Raw genomic sequence first — 23,123 nt, 5'->3', positions numbered from 1 at the left:
GGGGATTTTATTCTATTTTTACGCGCTTTTTTTGTGAATAATGCAATTTAAAATTGTGATATTTCTAAATTATAGCTTTACATAAAGTGCATAGTGGATATATAAAACACAAAACGTATTTTTAAATTATCACGCGTAACTAAAGTTATTAAATGGAACGCGTGTTTTTTTTATTTTTAGAGAAGGGGAAGAAAGTTTGTAAAAAATTATGCTCAAAAATCATCTCTCTTTATGTCGTTTTACAACGGTTATTTTTTTCTTTGTGCACAATGCTGATGCTGGTGAAGTTTCCTCTCAGAAAAAGCAATATTTATGTAATGAAAGTGCCTCATTTTATCATTGTAATGATGGTCAAACACATGAAATTTCTAGGAAAACTTATCAACTTACGGGTGAAAGTCCTGAAGCAGCTTTAGAGGCATCAGGAGAAAATACACTCATTGAGGGAGAAGCTATAATCATTAACAGTGTTTTGAATGCTGATGGACACTCTGAAAAAGACACTTGGACAACAGGTGTAAAAGCTTCAAAAGGGGGAGGCGTTGCTCTATTTAATTCCATGTTAAATAATGTGTCGATAGGAGCTGATATTGAAGAGGATGGCGCTTTTGATATGCAAAATGGGGTGATCAAAGCAACCAGAATAGGGATCAGTGCTTCGAGTGAGCAGTCGCTTGTTTCTTTGACCAAGACAGAGATTAAGACATCTGCTGGTGCGATAGCTCTTTTGAGTCATAATGGGGCAAAAATCTATATGAAAGGAGGAAAAATTGACTTTGCGGATGGTATTGCCGTTCAAACAGGAGGAGGGGGAGAATTTAATTTAGAGGGTGTTTCTATAACAGGAAAGGGAAAACAGACGACAAATACAGACAATCACCATGAAAGTTCTGCTTTTAGTATGCTTCAGGGAAAAGGTATGATTCATTTTCAGAAGGGAAATGTTCATGTTAACAATGCTCATGGCCTTGTCTTGCAAGGGAATAATCATAATGCTGCTCATATCAAACATTCCAATGTTTTTGTAAGAGGACAAGCATTTCATGGTATGCACTTTTTTTGGCAAGCTGTCTTGAATGATAAAAAAACAATCATTCCTGGAAAAGGGGCAGTCCAGTTGACTAAGACAACTTTTATGGCTCCAGAAAGTACGGCTCTTTATAGCCGCGAATTTGAAAGTTCTGTTAAACTCCTACAAAACTCAAAAGTTTCTGGCGATTCACTTCTGAAAGCGGTTGAACATTCTAATATCAAGATTGAAGCTGATGCTTCTATCTTACAAGGAAGCGCATATGTTGATGAAAGTTCTACAGCTAAGGTAGTGTTAAAAAATGGTTCAAAGTGGATTTTATCGCGACCAAAATATGGACGATTACAAAGTTCTGATGTGCCTGGTTCTAGGTTAGGAGATTATTCTTCTATTTCATCGGTTGAACTTACGGATAGTTTTCTTATTTTTGAGGAACTTAAATCCGAAACAACAGATGGTTATCAGACACTTCTCATCGGAAAAGGGTCAGGGACGGTTTATAAAGCGTACGGTGACGCATATCTTTATCTTAATACCTATTTGGATAAAGGAGGAAGGCTTGAAGATCAGAAAACAGATCGCCTTTTAATCAATGGTGATCTTGAAGGAAAAACAACAGTTGATGTTTATAAGGTTCCTGGAAGCCCAGGAGCATTGACAGGAGAGGGGGGTAATGATCAGGGAATTTCCATTATTCAGGTTTATGGACAAGCCGCTGAAGATTCTTTTCAGTTAAAGGGGGGGTATGTAACACTTAAAGACTCTCCCTATCAGTATCATCTTAAGAGTTATGGTCCAAGCTCTGCTTTAGGGACGGCAGATTCCAATCAAAGAGTGCTTAAAAACACTGGAACATTTTGGGATTTTCGCCTTGAAAGTAAAATGGTTGATTCTTCCTCTTTTGATCCCACTGAAGTTTCTCCTGTTTCTGATGAGGTTCCTTCTTTCCCTAAAACTCATCCTAATATGACTGGAGGTGAAGAGGAGGCTATCGATCCTAATTCTCAGCAAAAGTCTCAGGAGCCAGGTCTCTCTTCTCCAGTAGATTCTCCTGATAGTGATTCCCATCTTAAAACTATATCTGATGCCTCTGATGTTTTTGTGCTGAATGTTCCAAATCCTCCTCCTGTTTCTCCTCCTCCCTCTCTTGCACCTGTTATTCCAGTTATGACTCCATCTCATCCAGTTGTGCCAACATCTGGTTCACCTATCCCGCCCTCTGTCGCTCGCACTCCTTCTGCTGTTTCTCCCCCTGCGTCTGGTTCCTCTGTCCCGCCTTCTGTTACTCCTACTCCTTCAGTTGTTTCTCCCCCTGCGTCTGGTTCTCCTATACCCCCTTCTGTCGCTCGCACTCCTTCAGTTGTTTCTCCTCCTGCGTCTGGTTCCTCTGTTCCGCCTTCTGTCGCTCGCACTCCTTCAGTTGTTTCTCCCCCTGCGTCTGGTTCCTCTGTCCCGCCTTCTGTCGCTCGCACTCCTTCAGTTGTTTCTCCCCCTGCGTCTGGTTCCTCTGTTCCGCCTTCTGTCGCTCGCACTCCTTCAGTTGTTTCTCCCCCTGCGTCTGGTTCCTCTGTCCCACCTTCTGTTACTCCCCCTATTTTTGAGCTTTCTTCTCACCTTTGGCCAAATATGAGGACTATTGTTCCACAGGTTTTGACTTATGTTCTTGTGCCAAATACCTTATTTCACGCTGGATTGGTGGATATTAGTTATCAAAATAAGCAGTTGCAAACACTGCGAACTTTTTCTCGTCGATTGTTGAAAACTAATGAAAATCCAGCTTTATTTTTGCGTGGTTACGGGGGACATCATCGTTATACTTCCAATTTGTCTACACTGGAATATGGATATGGAGGTAACTTTGATTATAATGCACTAGAGACAGGTGTTTTACTCAAAAAAATCGAAAATGCATATAGTACGACATCTTTTGGAATTATGGGAAATTATGGCAAACTTTCTTTGCGTCCTCGAGAGATGAAACAACATCAAGAAAGTATATTTGATAAATGGACAATCACAGCATATGGGAGTATGCAGCATAATACGGGACTTTATATAGATGGTCTCTTCTCTTATGGTTTGTTTAAAGGCAATATTTTTACACGTGAGCGAGGTAAAACGGCTGCATTGAGAGGTAAGCCCTTAAGTTTTTCCTTAACGGCTGGTAAAACATTTATGATAGGTTGTCGATGTTTTATTTTTGAACCACAGATTCAATTTGTTTATCAAAATCTTCAGTTTCATAACACGCATGATATTGATAATCTTAATATTGATATGCGAAGACCAGATCATTGGGGAATGCGTATTGGTGGGCATTTAACAAAAACACTGACATTGATGAAAGATGCACAAGTTCTCTCATTTTATGGTACACTTCATCTTGTTCGTAATTTTGATGATAAACAATTTGTGTATTTTAAAGATGCTTTCCAACTTGGTTCTTTTGGTTCTTCTTTAGAAGCTGGGTTTGGTGTTTATTCGCAATTATCCACAAAAATTACTTTTCATAGTGATCTGATTTATAAGCATAAATTCACAAAATCTGGCTTTTCTGGAACGCGTTTTTCTGGTGGACTAAGCTATCATTTTTAATTTTATTTTTCTTTACTGCATCTTTTGTAAAGACTATGAACACAAAAAGTGACTTTATTGTGTTTTTTTCTGATTTTTAACTTTACGTATAACCCAAAAAGAATTATATTAACAACACATAATAGGAATAATATATCGAGGAGCTAGGTCTGTCTTTTTGATTTTTAATGAAGATGAAGTAAGAGAAGTTTAGAGCTAATCGCGATGAAAGTATTAAAATTTCATGTGTTTTTATGTGCTCTTAGGGCGTCTATTTTATTCTTTGTTTATAATGTAAAGAAGCAGGAAGAAACTTCGTGTCGTTTTCTTTTAGGGTTCTATTCATGTGATACTTTTGAAGGTGTAGGGCGTGGTATGAGTGATACTCGCTCAGGTGCTGCTGATAGCAGTTTTTCTGGTGTTTTTTAAGATAAAAAAGTTTGGTTAGGTAAGTATTAAGGTGGAGAAAAGAGAAGTTTGGAGATTGATGGGGTTTTAGCGTTAAAAAAATACCGTTATAATTTCATCAGAAGTGTTTGCATGAGAAAGAATGAAGATTACTTCGGATAAGGCTTCCGTTACTGGAAGGGGTGAGAACACGGTTAATGATAAAAATATAAGCGCCTCTATGATCATGGTTTTATTCAGGCTATTTTAAGACTAAAGCCAAGGCGACTTTCTTTTTGTTAAGGATGGTAAGATTAATGTTTCAAGTATTGATGGTCTCGTGATGGAGAGCATGGAGGTCGTTTTCATTCCTAGCAGTGTGATGAAATATAGCGTATCGGGTGATAAACTTTTATCTGGTTTATGGGGGTGGCGTTATTCTGATGTTGTTTTTGAGAATTCAAATATTTCTTTTCATGGGTGTAAAATTCGAGAGGGGACTTTAAAAGAACGTCCCCCACAAAGGAATATATAAAATCAGAGGCATTGGCTGGATTGGAGAGATTCAGTTCAAGAAGGTTAACTTTAGTGTTCCTAATGGCACAGCTATTTATATCGGTAGCCTTTTTCCCTATGGGAGATTTGAAGGGGATGCTCTCATGCAAGCAAGAGGCAAGACAACAACATTGAAGCAAACAGCTTTGGGTGCTTCATTCACTGCGGGAAAGTCATTTATGAGCGGACATAAGGGGCGTATTTTTTATCCGCAGTTTCAGATCGTTTATCAAAATGTGCACTTTGATAAGACATCCTATATCGATGGTTTTAATATTGAAATAGGAAAACTTGATCTGTGGCTGATGCTTGGTGTGTGGGCGTTTAAGCAAGATACTTATGGCTTTTTGAAGAGGGAGAAGTTTTTTCTTTCAATGAAAAGTTTCATTTTGCCAATAGTTTTAGAAAAAAACAATGTGTTCAGTTGGAGATGAATTCTAATGAGGAGCTTTGGGTTCTTTTTTAGAAACTGGAGTGGAGTTGAACGTGAGTTGTCTTCAAACTTTGTATTGTATGGAGATGTCACTTATCTGCGTCATTTTAGAAAAGTAGCTTTTTCAGGGATGATTTTTTCAGGAGGGTTACGCTATCGTTTTTAAGGACCCATGAAATATAATATGAATTTTACATAAACTACATAGTGTTGTTTTAAGTATAAAATGAATATCTAAGTTTTATACTTCTCTCTATTCGTTTGTTTAAGTGAGTGTTATTGCGCGTATTTTTTATTTTTAAGTCAGGAAAGGGGGGGAAAAAGAAAAATTGGGAATAGAATTATGGTTAATGTATTAAGGGATTATAGGTTTTTATTTATCACAACGGCTATTGTTTCTTTTTTGCCAATCGTGAGTGTTCATGCAAATTCTCCTCATTTAGGAAATCTCTGTGATCCAAATGCTCAGTTTTATAAATGCAATGATGGTAAAAAACATACGATTGAAAATAAAACTTATCATTTAAAATATTCTCAAGAATATATTTCTAACACTACTCCTATTTCAGCTCTATATGTAGAAAAAGCAGGTACAGTTGTTGATGCATCTCAGATAACTGTTACGGGTGATAGCGCAGATGAATTATACGGCTATGGTGCATTAGCAAAAGAGGGAGCTCGTCTTAATCTAAAAGATTCAAATTTTAAGAATATACCTGCCCTTCATGCGGAAAGTGCGGTTATTCGCATGATAGATGGCACTATTACGGGGGTTTCTCACGCTATTTCTGCATTGGGTAAAGGAACAGATATTGCTTTAGTGCGTGTCAAGATTGAAACGACACCAAGAGAAACGACATCAAAAGAACTAAATGGTGTAGGAGAGATTGCTCTGATTAGCAGTTTGGGTTCAAAGATTAGGTTGTCAGGAAGTAGCGTTATTTTTAATGGGAAGGGTGCGTTTTCATCACTTTTTGGGGGAGAGTATAGTTTTGATAGTTCTGTCATTAAGGGTAAAGGAGAACAAAAAACGGTTATCATTGGTGAGGAAAGTGTCAATAAATTACCAGAAGCTTTTGATATTGCTCAAGGTGGTTTTGTTCAATTGAATAATAGTTCTATGGAACTGAGTGATATGCATGGTTTTTTGGTTAAAATTTCTTCAGGGAATGTGAATAATAAAGCTAGGTTGTTGCGAGCATTTAATTTAGCTGATGCGTTTAAGAAAACGAATATTAAGATTGAAAAATCCAATATTTCTGTTCAGGGGAAGGGCGCCTATGGTCTGTATTTTTATGGATCAGATTCTAATGATATATGGGGTAATATGAGTGCTCTAGGAGCGCAAGGTGTTGCTCTGGAAAAAGCCTCTGTTCAGTTATCAAAGACAAATTTTTTAGTTCCAGAGGGGATTGCCATTTATGGTATGGGGGGTGCTGGTTATGGGGCTGAAGCTACCCTTGAATTATCAGAAAATACAAAGATTTCTGGTGATTTATTGTTAAAAGCTGAAAATAATTCTTCTCTTCGTGTTCAAGCTTATTCTTCGACTCTTAGAGGGGGAGCACGCATTGATGGCAGGTCTCGTATTGATTTGCAGTTAAGAAATAGTTCAACATGGTATCTTACTAAGAGTAAATATCAAGGCTCACAAGACTTTACGGTTTCATCGCTTTCTACTTTGAGTCTTTTGGATAGTACCGTTATTTTTGAGAAATATGTCTCTCAAGATTATCACACATTGTATATTGGAAACAAAATAAACAATGGAGACGATATTCATACATTAGACAATAGCAATAAAACAGCTGGTATGAATGACGTGTCCAATAAAGTATACAGTGCGGAGGGAAATACTCAGATTAAGATGAGCACATTTATGTATAGTGATGGTTCATTTAATTCTCAACAAACGGATCGCATTTTGATCTATGGGGATGTTGTGGGAACCACCCTCATTGGGATGGAAAAATTTCAAAAAACTTCGGATAAAGAAGCAGGCAGTGAAGGGATTCAAAGTGTTTCACTTATTCAAGTTGCCGGGATGGCAGAGGAAAATTCTTTTAAGTTACTCAATAGTTATACGACGGTAAATGGTTTTCCTTATCAATATAAACTTCGTGGCTATGGTCCAAGTTCTTCTGCTGGAAATGCAGATCCCCAAAATAGATTGGTTGCAGGGAAAGGAGATTTTTGGGACTTTCGTCTTGAAAGTGTTTATATTGGTTCTGAGTTAGATTCTTCTGAATCTGCTTCTAAGCCAACGCCTACGGTTATTCCTCCTCAATCTGAAGAAGAAAAGATCCCTTCTGAGCGACCAACAGAGACTATTTCGCCTGAACAACCGCCTACTGTTGAGCCTCCACTTCTACCATCGACACCTTCTTTGCCTGAAGGATCTGAACCGTCTGAAACATTTTCTCCTACGGATTCTACACTGACTCCTTTTGAACCTGTTTCGCCTGAGACTCCTTCTGTACCAACTCTCCCAGAGGATTCTTCTACTGTGCCTATGCCTTCTGTTCCCGTTGAAACTTCTACTGATGAGGTTATGCCATTTAAGCCATCTGTTCCGGTCGTTCCTTCATCTACGGATTCTCCTTCTCTACCTGTTGAATCAAAGCCTTCTAAACCTTCTGCTCCTGTTGAGCCTTCGTCTCATCTTTCTGTCCCGTTTAATGGGCAGACTGAACAAGGAATTAGAGCTGTTGTTCCTCAATTGCCAACGTATCTCCTTTTGCCAAATGCTTTATTCCAAGCAGGGTTGATGGAGATGACACCGCAAAATAAGATGTTAGAGACAATGCGGGGTGCTTTTTATTCTTTGGGGAGAGATGATAAAAACACTGCCTTTTTTCTGCATGCTTATGGGGCAAGTCATCATTATGCTTCCAATTTATCTGATTTTGAATATGGCTATAGTGCTGAGCTTGATTATAATGCGTTTCAAGCAGGTATTTTGTTAAACGAGATGGAGAGTTTATATACCCGTACATTCTTTGGGGCTTTGGGAAACTATGGAAAACTTTCTCTAGAACCACAGAATGTTGAACAAAGTAAAAAAAACACATTGGATAAATGGTCTATTGGGGCCTATGGAAGTCTACAGCATGATACAGGTTTGTATATCGATGGGGCGTTATCCTATGGTCTTTTTAAGGGAGATATTTTGACCCTTGCACGAGGCAAGGTTATGGCGTTAAAGGGGAAACAGTTTAGTGGATCTTTAACGAGTGGCAAAAGGTTTGTAATAGGGTGTAAAGGTATTGTTTTTGACCCACAGGTTCAGGTTATTTATCAGCACCTTCAGTTTAATCAGGCATATGATGTTGATCATATTGATGTTGATTTGGGAAAATTTCATCAATGGATGGGGCGTGTTGGTGGGCGTTTAAGCAAGACGCTTGGTGTTGTGGAAGAGGGACGAGAGGTTTCTTTTTATAGTAAGTTTTCTTATTTGCATAATTTTGAAGATAAGAAATTTGTTTCTTTTAAAGATGATTTCCAGTTAGGTTCTTTTGGTTCTTCTTTGGAAGCAGGGCTTGGGTTTAATGCACGTCTTTCTTCAAAACTCTCTCTTTATGGGGATGTCACTTATCAGCATCGGCTTAAAAAAGTTGGTTTTTCTGGTGCGAGTTTTTCTGCTGGGTTACGTCATCGTTTTTAAAAGAGCCCCATTGTGCATTTTTACATGAAAGGCAGAAAATTTTTCTGCCTTTTTACCTCTTATAATTTGTACTCCTTCATCAATATGGTTATTTTTAAAAGTATAAAAAGTTACTGTAAATGATTTCTTCTATGTAATGAGAAATTTTTCTACAAGTTTTAATGTTGTGATATGAGGAAAGATTTAATTATAAATGTGATAAAAATATTTTATATTGAATTCTTTGTTGTGTAATATATTCAAAATAGGCAGTATTGATGATTATTTGTATTAATATATAGTAATATTATGGTTTGTTTTTCAATATTTTTTTTAAAAAATTCTTTTATGGTTATTTTATCTTATTATTTATACTTTAGAAAATAAAAAATATAAAATGTATTCACGTTTATATTCGTCAATATGCACATTTTTTTAAGATGTTTACTTGATTACTTTAGATAAATACTGAGAGAATTTTATGTTAAATAATCATAAAAAGTAAAGGATGCTTAATGGTGTTCTTAGGAGTGTTTTTTGGTAAATGATAGACGCCAAGAACAACTTTGATAAGATATAGATTATTTTTATTACTGTAATAAGGGGGCACCATCATTCTGTTTTCCAGGCTTTCAATATTGTGGTGACTTTAACACTCGAAAATGTTCTTAAGAAGTATTTTTAGTCTGTTCTTAAATGTTTTGTATCAATATAGGCTCTTCTCTGTTTGTAATGTGCAAGCAAAAGATTTTAATTAATTGAATTATAAAAAGTATAAAAAGATTTGAAACGAAAGAATTTTGTGATTTTAAGGGTTTTCATTCGATCTGTAAAACAATAAACACCTCTTTAAACCAATTTGATATGTCTAGATAAGAAGCTAAACTGTTGATCAGAATTGGTAAGGAATTTTATTTTTTGAGGTGTGAAGTAGCGGTCAAAAAATTTTATTGAAAAAAATAGTGTTGAGGTCTTTCCTTTGACTGTAGGAAAAAAGAGGACTTTTCGATGATGCTATAAGCTCTATTTTGCTGAAGTTTCAGGAATAGTGTCTTGATGGGAGTGTGCAGTTCATGGCCATAGATTATTATAAAAAAGGTGGCTTTATAGGGAATGGGGGCGGTTTTATAGGTGATATTCTTGTATGGAGAAAACAATGTTTAAAAGGTCAAAAATTTGTTTAAGGTCTTGTCTTGTTTAAAAGGGAAGGGAAAGGAAGATGGAAGGCTTTATGATTATAAAGACCTTGGGGATTTAGAGAGGGCGCTTGGAGTTTCTGTGAGTTTTAGAGATGGGCGGGGGCTCAGACTTCTAGAGGATTGCGTGGGTATTTTAATCAGTGATAGTTGTACTTGTGGCTGCTTAGCTTAATCAGTGATATTGATCATACCACATTCACCATTTTCACTACCGAAGGTGAGATTGTGTCCTGTTTGATCCCAATTGAGTGCTGAGATAGCGCTTTTCCCATCCCCTCTTAGAAGGACTTCTTTTCCATCACGAAAATGTGCCGCTAAAATCATTCCATCATTGAAACCTATGGCGACAATTTCTTTGCTTGGATGGCATGAAACGGTGCTAACAAGTGCATTAGCTCGTGTTCCAAGTTCTAAGGGTGTTTTTCCCATGGGGCCGTCTTTTGTATGAAAGGGCCAAACAATTGCGGCACAAGCACCTGATGTTGCAAGCCATTTTCCTTTTGCACTCCAAGACCAGCTTTTGACTTTACTTGGGTAGCCACTCATCCGTAAATGTTGATGATCGGTAAGACGCCAGCCGTGTAAGGCGTTTTCTTGCATCGTAGAAATGACATAGCGGTTATCTGGTGAAAAGGTCACACCACAATGAGCGCCTTTCCATACCAATGTTGTGGGAGATGTTTGTGTTGAGAACCAATGAAGCGTAACACCATTGTAATGGGCAACGGCAAGCCGTAAACCTTTTGGGGCAAAAGCCAGACCCTCTATACTGCGCTCATGTGGGAGCTCTTGTTGTTCTTTTCCTACATGCACAAATGCAAGACGGGCGGTGGAAAAGGCAAAAGCTTTTTGGGGGCCAAAAGCAACGTTATTGATCCATTTGCGTTCTTTTTGACTGAGCAGTTCTGTGTGACCATTAGCTGTTGTTTGACAGACTTTTCCATCTTCTCCCCCTGTGATGATTGCAGTATTGTCATGGGAAAAATGACTTGAAATTATTCCTTTATGAACTTCAAAGATTTGTGGGGTTGGGGTTAAAAAAACAATCAAACCTTCCACGGAAACAAAGGCTGGTTTATTGCCTATAAAACCACAAGAAAGGCAGTAACTTTGGAGATCATAATGGGTCATGTTAGGTATTGCCATTCATTTTATGCGCAATTTTCAAAATCAGTTTTTAATTTTTTGCCATCAAGAGAGCGTCCGATAAAAACAAGGCGGCTTTCTCGTTTTTCATCTTGACGCCATGGGCGCTGATGTTGTCCCTCAAGAAGCATATGAATGCCTTGAATGACATAACGATCATCATCTCCTTGAAAGGCAATAATGCCTTTAAGACGCAAAATATCAGGTCCTTGTTGCTGTGTAACTTGTTGGATCCAAGGAAAAAACTTTTCTGGTTGCAGGGCACCTGTTTTTAAACTTATAGAAGTGACGGTAATATCATGAATGGTAGATGTGTGATGATGATGCTCATGATGGCAATCGGGACCACACACATGATCTTCAGGTTGGTCTTTATGCTTGTGATCAAGAAAATGAGGCTCATGGTCTAGAGTCCGTTGGAGATCAAAGAAACCACGATTGAGAAGTTTATCAAGAGGAATATTGGTGCGCTGTGTTGTATAAAGTATAGCGCGAGGATTAATAGCAAGAATAAGCGATTCTGCATGGGCACGTTCTTGTGCTGTGACGAGATCAATCTTATTTAAAAGAACGATGTCTGCGAAAGCAATTTGCTCTTCAACTTCACGACTTTTTTTCAGTTGAATGGGAAAATGCTTTGCATCAACGACCGCTATGACACTGTCAAGCGTTGTTTTTTCATGAACTGTATCATCCATGAAAAAGGTTTGTGCAACAGGAACGGGATCGGCAAGTCCTGTTGTTTCTATAATAATTGCATCAAATCGATGAGAACGTTGCATCAGACTTTCCAGAATACGAATGAGATCGCCACGTACAGTGCAGCAAACACAGCCGTTATTCATTTCATAAATTTCTTCATCTGATTCAATGATCAAGTCATTATCAATCCCAATTTCACCAAATTCATTGACAATGACAGCATAACGTTTGCCATGATTTTCACTAAGGATGCGGTTGAGAAGGGTGGTTTTTCCTGAACCAAGGTAGCCTGTGAGAACTGTAACAGGAAGTTTTTTGGGGGATATTGTTTCCATGGAGAGACCTTTTATTGTTCTTTACTGCCATGTATTTATGTTAAACCGCTTGATATCATCAAGTAAATCATGAAGCTGAGATAGAACATGAGAAAAAATAGCTTTACCGGCTTGAGGTGTTGCTTTGCTTGCGTTTCCTGCTGCACCTTGCGTGTTGAGATCACGCATTGTCCAGCCAAAGGCATGAGGACCATAAGCGCGTAAATAGCGATAATTGGCAATCATATCCGCTTGTTTATTATGAAAATTTTTTGCCTTTTCCATATGAACTTTTTCTGGAGCTAAATAGAGCATGAGAGAGGTTTCGATAAAACCACCATGGATATCAAGAGGCTGTTGAGAAGGCTCTATCAGACCTTGTGGCAAACCAAAACGGCTCCAGCTTGTCGCTACAGCAAGCATTGAAAAGCGCCTTCTCAATTCGGTGATAACAATGCTCATTAAAGGTGAATTGCCTCCGTGAGCATTGAGAAGGAGAAGACGGTTGATCCCTTTGTTATAGCAGTCTTCACCAATCTTTATCCAGCGTTTAATCGCATCAGAAAAGGTCAGGGTTTGTGTTCCTTTAATATCCATGTGCTCTATAGAATAGCCAATTTTTTCAACCGGTAAAAGGGTGATATGAAATTGTTCTTTTGTTTCTAACGTGAGGGCCTTTGCAAAAGCTTCAGCAATAATCCAGTCGGTTTCAAAGGGAAGGTGCTCTCCGTGATATTCGTGTGCGCCTAAAGGTAAAAGAGCGAGAAAAGGCGTGTTAGATGCCATAAATTATTACCCAACAGAGGAGTTTATACAGATAAAGTGATCAAAGGTTCTGTCACTATTTAATCTATCTATAAGAAAAACGCAAATAGGTGTATTTTTACATTCCATAGGGATACTCTAAAAATGAGAGCTTTATTAAAAATAGTGAAGATTTTATTGAGAGAAGCTAACACAATTTTGATGGAATATGCACTACTCCTTCTAAAGATCAATAACTTTTGTAAGAATTTTTGATTAAGTTTTTTCATTGTATTTTTAAAAAGAAAGTTTTTAGATGAAGTTGAATATTTTTCTTTTTGCTATGAAGAAAGGATAACCAAAGCATTTATGTTGGTGTGAAGGCAGGATGGCATAGCTTTTGGTTTTAATCAGGATTCTTGCATTCTGAATTCAAGTTTATAGAGATGTCTTACAAAAGAATAGAAATGTACATTCATCTTACTGTGGACAATGTTTTAATAGATTTTAGTGTTTATAAAGAAAAAATGAATGTAATAAGAAGAATTTACATGAGATGAAATCACATAATGACACTATATTGATTTATAAAGAGTATTTATTTTTTCATGTTGAATGAGAGTCTCAAAAAATTATAAGACTTTTTTTATTCCAAATCTGTTCCATTTTGAGTGAATAAAAACCATGTCTCTTGTACATCACGAGTAGATTAGTTGTGAGATGTGAAACTGTACAGGTATACTTCTTATGAAATATCTCAAGTGCTAAAGGTTTGGTCTTGCAACATTAGGCGGCTGGTAAAGTGTGTGCTAGTGCGGGCTTGCTCCTTTATGAAGCGTCAAAATGGTGGGGCTCAATGAATTTATTGTTATACTCTTCGACGCGTAGTATCGCGAAATTATAAAGAGCTTGATGAGTTTATAATGTGATGAGTAATCAGATGATAAAGAAGAAACATCGTTGAAATTAGGATAAACAGAATCTCATTACATTGTATGCTGTTTGTTTTAAAGAAAAAGCAAGTATTCAAGCCTATTTTATAACGCTGCACATCGAAGGGTATAACGGTAAATCCCTATAATAGCAAAACGCCTATAATAGCAAAACGCCTATAATAGCAAAACGCCTATAATAGCAAAACGCCTATAATAGCAAAACGATTGTATATGATCATCTTTACACTTTTGAAGTAAAAAGGGGGCACCCGTATATATTTTGCCATCTTCTGATTTTTGCAACGGCACTTTTTACTTAAAATACCTTATAAGTGATATTTTTTTCTTTAAGTTTTTCTCCCTATACACCACTTCACCTTACACATCCTTTTGTTTGTGATTTGCAAGCAAATAAATTTGATTGGTTCAATATAAATAGTGTTAAAATTAAGTAAGGGAAATTCATAATCGCTAGATGACCTTACATTTAATATGCAAAACAATGGATTATGATTATAAATCAGTCTTTTACTTTTAATATGAGCCGTTGATAAATTGATTAACCAATATTGGTTTTCGAAGGGGTATTTTTTTAATTTGTTTATCTTGAAGCTGGTCCTTTAAAAATGTAATTTTTTTATTTATATTTTAATGACGCTTATATTAAATATAGTATATGTATTATTGTATGTATAAAAATAAATTGTTAGGAAATATATTTTATTTTTACAGTTTTTATTATAGAAATTACTTTCTAATTAAAGAAAAATATGATAATATTAAGTTATGTTTAAAATATTAAAAAATAGATTTTATTGTTCTATTTTTATAGTGTTTATTCTTTTTTTTGCACAAGATGCAGAAAATCATATGAATATTTCTAAAGATTTATTTCAAAGGGAATTATTTTTTACTAATCAAGAGAAAAATATAATAGCTCGAAATATAGATATGGCTGTGATCTACCCTATTGAAGAAAAAAATCAGCTAACTTTTATGAAAGTTAGGCAAGAGAGTTGTTTTTTAGTGTTTTGGGAGGTGCTCTCATTTTTCATGACTATTTTAGTATTTGGTTTTAGGTAGTTTCCTAGAATTTTTGTGTTGCTTATAATGTTTTTATAAAGCTGATAAGTTGATTTGTTTTATAAGTGTGTTTTGTTAATTAAAAAAATCAAAAATTTCAATGTATTATGCTGTATGAGATAGGGGGCTGAACAACTTCTTTGAAGATGCTATGGGATGTTTTATATATTAATAAAAGTTAAAAAGCACTTTGTTAATGTTTTTTTGTTTAAACAGAGAGCTCTTGATGCTCTTTTACACTTTATAACTGTTTTGTCAAAAATAGGACAGACTTTTAAAGTTTACGTCTAGAGAAATATTTATTTTAGCTCACTATTTTTTTATTTGCTCGCGATTTTATTTCTTGGCATTAGAAAGAGCAAACCTGTTCTATATCAATGATGGATATCATAAAAGATCTTTGAAGAAGTATTTCATATTTCTCTTATTTCAATAATAGACAAGTATTATTATGTTGATAGTTTTTATTTTATACTGTTTTAAATTTATTTTTCTATGAACGTTGATAAATTTTCATTATTTTAAATTAGAGTGATAGAAATAATAAAATATTTTAATATTATCAATGATTCTATTATAAGAAAAATAAATTATTTTTGATATTTATAAATCTTTTTAAAATTTTATGTAATAATAATAGCATAGAGATTAGCAATACATTTTATTTTGGTAAATTTTTTCGTAATATGAGGCAATTCTCAATTGTGTTTGTTATATTTTATAGTCATTTGATTTTTAAATAAGTTTTTCTTAAATAGACCGTTCAGAAACTTTCTAGTATTGTTGTTATTATTTTAAAACTTAAAATTATATTATTTTATCTCTTTACATGTAATACGTAATGTATTATATTTATATTATGAACTACATATAATGTATCATTTATTTTTATATATAAGTATTCTTTTACTTTTTCAGTGAAGAAAAAGAGGAGCAAAGAAAGTTATGTTTAAAATATTTAAAAATCGTGTATGTTCGTTTACTTTTACATTATTTATTCTCTTTTTTGTGCAAATTATAGAAGGAAATGCGAGTTTTGTAAAAAATCAATTTCAAGAAGTTGGAATTGTTACTACACTAGAAAAAATTTATTATTGAAGTGGGGGATACGGCTGTTATCCATGATGTTGAGGGACAAAATGGATTTTCTTTTGGAGAAGTTAAAAAAGTTGCTGTATTTTCAGATGCAGCCTTTTGAAGAAAGATAGGTATTGTATTAGTTCTGAATTCTTTATCCGTTGGGGATCTTATTGGTGCTGCTCTAGCTATTTTGGGATTGTTTTGTTAATAATAAATGTATCTTTTGTCTGCATTATTAAAGTTAAAAACCTTTTAGTCGATGTTTTTTTCCTTTAAAAGGACTGCGAAATGTTTTTTTATTTGAAAATAAAGATAAGGATCTTTGTAGCTTCTTTTTGTAATTTATAGTGGTTTTGTCAAAAAAATTTCTTATTTAAATTCTTACTTCATAATTATATATTTATTTTATATGGATGTTTTTAATTATGATGAAATTTATTTATATTGTTATAATAATATAAACATGGAATTTTTATATTAATTATTTAAATATTATAATTTTTAAAATTTTTGTAATTAAAGCTATTTACATAATCTATATTATACAATAATTTATACTTATAATATGTAAACTTTATTTACGCATATTATATAATATGATATACGCTTCAACGTAATATTTTCTTATTACTTATATTAATAAAATTATATATAAGTTTATTTTTTATGTATGAAAATATTATTTTACTATTTTTAGTAAATAAAAAGAGGAGCAAAGAAAATTATGTTTAAAATATTTGAAAATCGTGTGTATTCAATTATTTTTACACTATTTATTCTTTTTTTTATACAAACTGTGGAGGGGAATGCAGGTTTTGTACAAAATCAATTTCAAGAAGTGGGAACTGTTGCTATACTAGAAAAAAATGTTGTTGTTGAAGCGGTAGATAAGGCTGTTATCCATGATGTTGAAGGACAGGATGGATTTGCTTTTGGGAAAGCTGAAAAAGTTTCTGCAATTTCAGATGCAGCTTTTTGGAGGAAGATATGTGTTAAGGCAGTTTTTTCTTCTTTATCCGTTGGGGATTTCATTGGTGCTTTTCTAGCTATTTTTAGACTATTTTTCTAATAATATGTGCTAATAATAAATGTATTTTTTTGTCCGCATTATTAAAGTGAAAAGCCTTTTAATGGGTGTTTTTCTCCTTTAAAAGGGCTGCGAAATGTTTTTTATATATCAGTAAAAATTAGAAATCATTTCGTTAATGTTTTTTTATTTGAAAATAAGGATAAAGAGCTTTGAAGGCTTTTTTGCAATTTATAATGGTTTTGTCAAAAAAATATTGATATTATTAATAATTAATATAATAAAATACTAATTAAGAAGCATTCTATGTTTATTGTATTATAATAATGAAAACATGTTGTTTTTATATTTATCATTTAAATATTATATTTTTTGATTTTTTTATTTAAAACTATTTATAAAATTTCTATTGAGTTATAATTTATACTTAAATTATACTATTTTTATTTATTTACAAACAATATATAATATGATATATGCTTTAATATAATATTTTCTTAGTATTTATATTAATAAATATTATATAATGTTTATTTTTTACATGTTTGAAAATATTATATTACTTTTATTACCTTACTATTTTTAGTAAATATAAATAGGAGCAAAGAAAGCTATGTTTAAAATATTTGAAAGTCGTGTGTGCTCATTTATTTTTACACTATTTATTCTTTTTTTTGTACAAACTGTGGAGGGGAATGCAAGTTTTGTACAAAATCAGTTTCGAGAAGAGGGAATTGTTGCAACACTGGAAAAAAGAGTCGTTACTCAAGCGGTAGATAAGGCTGTTATTTATGATATTGAAGGACAAAATGGATTTTCTTTTGTGAAAGGTATACTAGGTATAGGTAAAGGGAAAGATCATGGGAAAGATCCTGGAAAAAACCCTGGAAAAGATCCTGGAAAAAACAAAGGTAGTCGCTTTTTTGGGTCTGAATTTAACTTTAACTTTAACTTAGAGAAAGGCTTCGCTACCATGTTGGGTGGGACATGTGTTATAGGACTTGTTGCTTCTTTCTGTATTGGGGATTTAATGGGTGTTGCTGCATCTTTGCTAGGAATGGCAACCTCCTTGGCAATCTATACAGATGATGAAGAGTAGGGAACTGATTTTTTATAGTTTACGGTTATTTCATCGTTATAAGACTAGCACTTTTACTTCTCTTTATTAGTCTTTTAAGATTATCTGCGTGCTCTGATATGAAGCTTATTCAGAAATATTACATAACAAGGGATAAAATAAAAAATATCCCTGTATTCAGAGTTCTCATGCAGTAAGAAAATAATAAATTATATGTAAATCAATAAGATGAATTTAAAGCAATAGCGGGGGGGTTATACATAAGTGGGAAGTTTTTGAAGTAAAAGGTCTTGTTTGGCACGAAGACGAGCAATCCATTGATCTTCACGAATAGCCGTATTATGCACTGTAATGAGTTCGTTCTTTTTAATTTCAGCTGTTACGGTTGCGTTTTCTAAAAGACCACAAGGAACGGCTTGGCGAGCCTGCGCTTCTGCAATATTCATGATCCAAGCACGATACGTATAAAGACCGATAAAATCTAACTGATCGCCTGGGTGTAAATCTTTTTTAGCAACAGCACAGACTTCTACTACGGGATGGTTAAGAGGAACCATATCTTTTTTGCCATAAAGCATCACGCGTGCACAGGTGAGGGGAACTTCCATAGCTGTGAGATGATAGGGGCGTTGAAAGGTGAAGTAAGGTCCCTGACCAATTTTTAAATCTTCCATGCGTTCGCGTAAACGTGGGTGTGTTATTTCTGCAATGACAAAGACACCTGGAGAAACCCCTTGACCTATTGAATAATCCACAACACCATATTGCTGCAAAATACCGCCATCTTGTTTTGGAATAAGGACTTTGTTTAAATCTTGTAGTGCCGCTTGAGGGCCATGCATTCCTGGGCAATCGGGGAGAAGTCCAGTGGCATTGGCAATGGCTGCCATTTCAACCATCGTTTTGGAACCATCAATAAATTCAACCAACATGCGCACATTCATATTACGCCGTCGTGCTTCTTCTTCATAAACATCAGGTGTGGCATCAAAGAATAGAGGATTATTTTTTCCCTTTCCCGCTGCAACAATCTTATGCCCAAGAGCTGAAACAAACTCGATGAGTTCCATACATGAAGTTGGTTCATCTCCCGCACCAAGGGTATAAATAAGCCCTCGTTTTTCTGCTTCATGTTTCAGATACGCGCCAATCGTAACATCGGCTTCAACATTCATCATGACAAGATGTTTGTTGTTTTCAAGTGCTTTAAAGCCAATTTCTGCTCCCGCTTCAGGATAGCCTGTTGCATCAACGATAATATCAATTTGTTCATGGCGCAAAACAAGGTCAATATCGTCTGTTGCTGCAATCAAACCTTTTTCAATGCTTTGCGTGAGGGCATGAGCATTTTCAACTTCACAGACATGTCCCTCTTCGCCATAGGCAATTGTCGCAGCATCAAAAATACGTGACGGTGTCCTCGTGGCGACAGCAGCAACTGTTATTCCCTCCATTTGCGCAATACTTGATAATAAGTCTGTGCCCATCTCCCCACAACCAATCAGTCCAATACGGATAGGAGGATGGTTTTCTGCACGTTGCTTCAAATCATGCGCTAAACCTGTTAGGTTCACATTGCTTGTCATTCTTTTTTCCTATTTGAAAACTATGCTACGAAAAGAGTCTCCTTATTCATAAGGTGTATTTGTTTTTAAGACAATTAATCTTTTATTCTTGATGCTCTAATCAACGGGTTTTATAAAAGCAAGGGGGATGGTTGCTTTTATAAATAAAATAGGAATAGCGTTATGCAGAAAAAAATCACAGTGCAAGATGTCACTACTTTTATTGGAAAAGAAATGGGATTATCGCAGTGGCGCCTTGTTACACAGGATATGATTAATCAATTTGCATGCGCTACAGATGATCATCAATGGATACACGTTGATGAGGAAAGGGCTAAGAAGACACCTTTTGGGGGAACGATTGCTCATGGATTTTTAACATTATCGCTTTTGTCTACGCTTGCTTATGAGGCTCTTCCAGAGTTAGAAGGGGCTACAATGGGGATTAATTATGGTTTTGATAAAATACGTTTTATGAGTCCTGTGAAGACAGGAACACGGGTACGGGCGCGTTTTGTGCTCGATGATGCAGAAATTCGTCCTTCTGGTCGCGTAGTCTTCCATTATGGGGTTACAGTGGAAGTGGAACAGCTAAAAAAACCAGCCCTTACGGCTCAATGGCTTATTGTTGCTGTGATGGGGGAAAAACTTTCCAATCCTTAAGATTATTTGAGTGCTTTGTTTGATAAAAATTTTTATATAATTTTGTTAAAACTTATCTTCGATAATAAAATTAAGAATATATCGATTTATAAGGATAATCTCGTATCATTTATCCTGATACGCGACTCTAGAGTATCGTGAGATTTTCTCATCTTAAACTTATTTCCATGTTGAAACAATCAAAACCGCTCATTTGCACGTTTAAAAGTGGGGTAGCCTGTATGGAGTGAAACTGTGCAAGAAAGGTATGCCTTTGAACCGTCTCAAGTATCAAGGGATGAGGGGCTCTATATTGGATGTTTGCAAAGTGTCTGATGGTACTGGCTTACTTTTTATAAAGCGTAAAGATGGAAGTTCAGTGGATTGGCTATTATTCCATTTAGGGTCTTTGTGTTTTACGAATAGGCTGTGATCCATTAAAGGACGTGATAAACGAAAAGTGTGGGGCAATGTGTAATCTCCATTATTTATTGTTTTAAACGCTTTTGAAAGCTTTAATGCTAAACTAAAGAATAATGGTAAGGATGAAAATTGTTTTGCATCTTTACGCTTTTAATATTTTTCCAAAATTAACGGGTCTTCCCGTTTTAGCAATTACGCTTGATAGATCCGCAATGCGTTTGCTTGCACTTTGGCATATAAAAGTAGGAACAATGTTTAGAGCTTTTATCCCACTCAATCTGTGTTAAAAATATGCTGCTGCATTTGATCTAGATGTTGATTGAGAGGTAAACCTTATTTAAGAAAATAAAATAACGTCATAAAATCATGGATAGACTAGCAATAGAGTGGCGAGATGTTTTTGTTTTTTATCAAGCACTTTGGAAGACAACAATCATACATTGAGAGTGATTAGCTATAATTATGGCTAAGGTTTTATTAGCCGCTACTCGTCATAGCGGATCGTTCTGTCTGCTTGACTGTTTTGATGGGGTGTTATGGTTGGATCATGATCAATAGAGTCATTTAACATGGACATTTATCATTTTATAGTGAGAGAGAGTTTTGAATGTTGTAAGGGCTCTTCTCATTTAATCTCCTTTTATATTGAAGCCATCCAAACTATTTACTTGGTTACAAAATGGGGGCTTATGTCGATAAGGTCGTTTAAGAAAAAAGAAAAAGTGTTTTTTAAAAAAATGAGCGTTTTCGATCGCCAAGGGATGTTTCATTGGCGAGGTGTTGCATTTCTAGAAGTGGCAAGGAGGATGGATAATGCTGGCCTGTGAAATTCTCAGTCTTTTAATGCTTCGTTTTATCAAGTTTTTGTACGATTTTATCAGAAGTCCATTGGGTTATAATATTGAGCATGATCAAAAGAAGGATGACGATGGTCATGATGAAGGTATTATAGCGTTGATAGCCGTAGCGGATTGCCATGTCTCCTAAACCGCCTCCACCAAGATATCCGGCAAGTGAGGTGGCTCCTATAAGAGAAATGACCATGACTGTAAAACCTGTAATCAGGCTAGGGAGAGCTTCAGGAATAAGAACATGTCTGATGATTTGAAGACGGCTTGCTCCCATAGAGCGGATCGCTTCAATGAGACCGTTTTCAACGGTTTTAAAAGAGAGTTCGGCCATGCGTGCATAAAAAGGAATAGCTGAAATGGTGAGAACAAAAATAACAGAAGACATTCCTACACCTCTTCCTACAACGATACGGGTAACGGGAAGAAGATAAAATGCAAGAATAATAAAGGGAATGGCACGAATACTGTCAATGATGATGCTTAAAGGGCGATTGATAAGAGATGAAGTAAAAATTCCGCCACGTGCTGTTGTATGAAGAAGAAGACCTAGGGGAAGCCCTATAATAAGCGCCATCAAAGAAGCACTCATCGTCATCAAGATTGTATCAAAAAGGGCATTGGGAAGTTCATGAGATAGAACATTAAACATAACCTAACACCTCGCAATATCGTCCCTTTTCGGTTAACCATTGAACGGCTTTTTTAAAAGCTTCTTGATCTTGAGCAGGAAGGCATAAGAAGAGACGCCCGATGGTTTCTCCTTGAACTGTATCGATACCTCCGTGGAGAATACGTGCTCTTAAACCGCTTTCATCTTCCAGAAGATGGAGAAAAGGTTGTTGGGCAATGGCACCGGCAATATTCATTTCGATAACAGCTTCTTGACCGATCGGTTTAAGATTTTGTGCATATTTTTCAGGAAGTTGTGGCGTAACAAGTTTAAGCATGGCAATGGTTGTTTCTTCTTGTGGGGATGTAAAAATATCCTTTACACGTCCTTCTTCCACAATACGCCCTTGATTGAGAACAACAACGCGATGCGCAATTGTGCGTACCACTTCCATTTCGTGGGTAATAAGCACAATTGTGAGATTGAGGCGGTTGTTAATATCGGCAAGAAGTTCAAGAATAGACTGTGTTGTTTCAGGATCAAGAGCAGAGGTTGCTTCATCTGATAACAATATTTTAGGATTAGCAGCGAGCGCACGGGCAATGCCAACGCGTTGTTTTTGCCCTCCAGATAATTCTGCTGGATAACAATATTCTTTACCACATAATCCTACCAATTCAATAAGCTCAAGAGCACGTTTGTTGCGCTGTTTTTTGTTTGTTCCTGTTAATTTGAGCGGTAATGCAATGTTATCAATCACCTTTTGCGATGAAAGAAGATTGAAATGTTGAAAAATCATTCCAATTTGTTGACGATAAGGCGCCCATTCTGTCTCTGATAGATTTGAAATATTGATGCCTTCAAAAAAAAGAGAGCCTGTATCAATTTTTTCTAATCCATTTAAACAGCGAATAAGTGTTGATTTTCCTGCTCCACTACGACCAATAATACCAAGGATTTCACCGGCATGAATATCAAGAGATAAGTTATCAATCGCTGGATTCCCCGCCGTTTTGTTAAAACATCGGCTGACATTTTTTAAGGAAATGAGGGCGTTTTTTTCCATTTAAAATTACCAGAATGTTTAGCAAAACGACGA

15 protein-coding genes are annotated in these 23,123 nt (G+C 35.4%); 9 read left to right on the top strand and 6 right to left on the bottom strand.

Translation table 11 applies throughout. The features are described 5' to 3' along the window. Positions 1-208: 208 nt before the first annotated feature. From D1092_RS06340 to D1092_RS06330, 5 genes are all read left to right on the top strand, one after another. On the top strand, positions 209-3,625 hold the full coding sequence (locus D1092_RS06340; RefSeq protein ID WP_120122661.1) for an autotransporter outer membrane beta-barrel domain-containing protein: 3,417 nt from the start codon (positions 209-211) through the stop codon (positions 3,623-3,625). 204 nt (positions 3,626-3,829) lie between these two features. Then, positions 3,830-4,033 carry a hypothetical protein gene (locus D1092_RS09855; RefSeq protein ID WP_241436566.1) on the top strand — a complete coding sequence of 68 codons (204 nt, stop codon included), beginning with the start codon at positions 3,830-3,832 and terminating at the stop codon, positions 4,031-4,033. 310 nt (positions 4,034-4,343) lie between these two features. After that, entirely contained in the window at positions 4,344-4,526 is a 183-nt protein-coding gene (locus D1092_RS09850) for a hypothetical protein (protein ID WP_241435944.1), read from the top strand. Positions 4,527-4,650: 124 nt separating this feature from the next. Continuing rightward, positions 4,651-4,980 (top strand): autotransporter outer membrane beta-barrel domain-containing protein, encoded by a 330-nt coding sequence (locus D1092_RS09845; RefSeq protein ID WP_241440138.1) that lies wholly within the window; start codon positions 4,651-4,653, stop codon positions 4,978-4,980. Between the two features lie 342 nt (positions 4,981-5,322). Further along, positions 5,323-8,646: an autotransporter outer membrane beta-barrel domain-containing protein gene (locus tag D1092_RS06330; RefSeq protein ID WP_120122660.1), complete on the top strand. Its 3,324-nt coding sequence runs from the start codon at positions 5,323-5,325 to the stop codon at positions 8,644-8,646. Between the two features lie 1,346 nt (positions 8,647-9,992). On the opposite strand, the gene D1092_RS06325 is transcribed toward D1092_RS06330, so the two are convergent. Genes D1092_RS06325 through D1092_RS06315 form a run of 3 tightly spaced genes read right to left on the bottom strand, consistent with a single transcriptional unit; the run spans position 9,993 to position 12,772 of the window. Continuing rightward, positions 9,993-10,964: a WD40 repeat domain-containing protein gene (locus D1092_RS06325; RefSeq protein WP_120122808.1), complete on the bottom strand. Its 972-nt coding sequence runs from the start codon at positions 10,962-10,964 to the stop codon at positions 9,993-9,995. 11 nt (positions 10,965-10,975) lie between these two features. Continuing rightward, positions 10,976-12,007, bottom strand: a complete 1,032-nt coding sequence (locus tag D1092_RS06320) for a CobW family GTP-binding protein (RefSeq protein ID WP_120122658.1) — start codon at positions 12,005-12,007, stop codon at positions 10,976-10,978. A 21-nt stretch (positions 12,008-12,028) separates the two neighbouring features. Further along, complete coding sequence (locus tag D1092_RS06315; RefSeq protein WP_120122657.1) at positions 12,029-12,772, bottom strand: creatininase family protein; 744 nt, start codon at positions 12,770-12,772, stop codon at positions 12,029-12,031. Positions 12,773-16,552: 3,780 nt separating this feature from the next. Here D1092_RS06315 and D1092_RS06300 point away from each other — a divergent pair. Then, a complete protein-coding gene (locus D1092_RS06300; protein ID WP_120122655.1) occupies positions 16,553-16,897 on the top strand; it encodes a hypothetical protein in 345 nt (114 codons plus the stop codon). 571 nt (positions 16,898-17,468) lie between these two features. Further along, the gene (locus tag D1092_RS09635) at positions 17,469-17,954 is read left to right on the top strand and encodes a hypothetical protein (protein ID WP_174767367.1); all 486 of its coding nucleotides are present in this window, start codon (positions 17,469-17,471) and stop codon (positions 17,952-17,954) included. A 233-nt stretch (positions 17,955-18,187) separates the two neighbouring features. On the opposite strand, the gene D1092_RS06290 is transcribed toward D1092_RS09635, so the two are convergent. After that, positions 18,188-19,519 (bottom strand): NAD(P)H-dependent oxidoreductase, encoded by a 1,332-nt coding sequence (locus D1092_RS06290; protein ID WP_120122654.1) that lies wholly within the window; start codon positions 19,517-19,519, stop codon positions 18,188-18,190. Positions 19,520-19,681: 162 nt separating this feature from the next. Here D1092_RS06290 and D1092_RS06285 point away from each other — a divergent pair, with 162 nt between their 5' ends. Both D1092_RS06285 and D1092_RS09485 read left to right on the top strand, forming a co-directional pair. Further along, a complete protein-coding gene (locus D1092_RS06285) occupies positions 19,682-20,161 on the top strand; it encodes a MaoC family dehydratase (RefSeq protein WP_120122653.1) in 480 nt (159 codons plus the stop codon). A gap of 524 nt (positions 20,162-20,685) precedes the next feature. Beyond that, positions 20,686-20,850: a hypothetical protein gene (locus tag D1092_RS09485; RefSeq protein WP_167309302.1), complete on the top strand. Its 165-nt coding sequence runs from the start codon at positions 20,686-20,688 to the stop codon at positions 20,848-20,850. Positions 20,851-21,403: 553 nt separating this feature from the next. Here D1092_RS09485 and D1092_RS06275 read toward each other — a convergent pair. Both D1092_RS06275 and D1092_RS06270 read right to left on the bottom strand, forming a co-directional pair. Continuing rightward, on the bottom strand, positions 21,404-22,063 hold the full coding sequence (locus tag D1092_RS06275; protein WP_120122651.1) for a methionine ABC transporter permease: 660 nt from the start codon (positions 22,061-22,063) through the stop codon (positions 21,404-21,406). Next, entirely contained in the window at positions 22,056-23,090 is a 1,035-nt protein-coding gene (locus tag D1092_RS06270) for a methionine ABC transporter ATP-binding protein (RefSeq protein ID WP_120122650.1), read from the bottom strand. The genes D1092_RS06275 and D1092_RS06270 overlap by 8 nt, the downstream gene beginning before the upstream one ends. Positions 23,091-23,123: the final 33 nt, after the last annotated feature.

This window comes from Bartonella krasnovii, from assembly GCF_003606345.3.
Classification (GTDB): domain Bacteria; phylum Pseudomonadota; class Alphaproteobacteria; order Rhizobiales; family Rhizobiaceae; genus Bartonella; species Bartonella krasnovii.
This window is presented reverse-complemented; position numbering and strand designations above follow the sequence as displayed.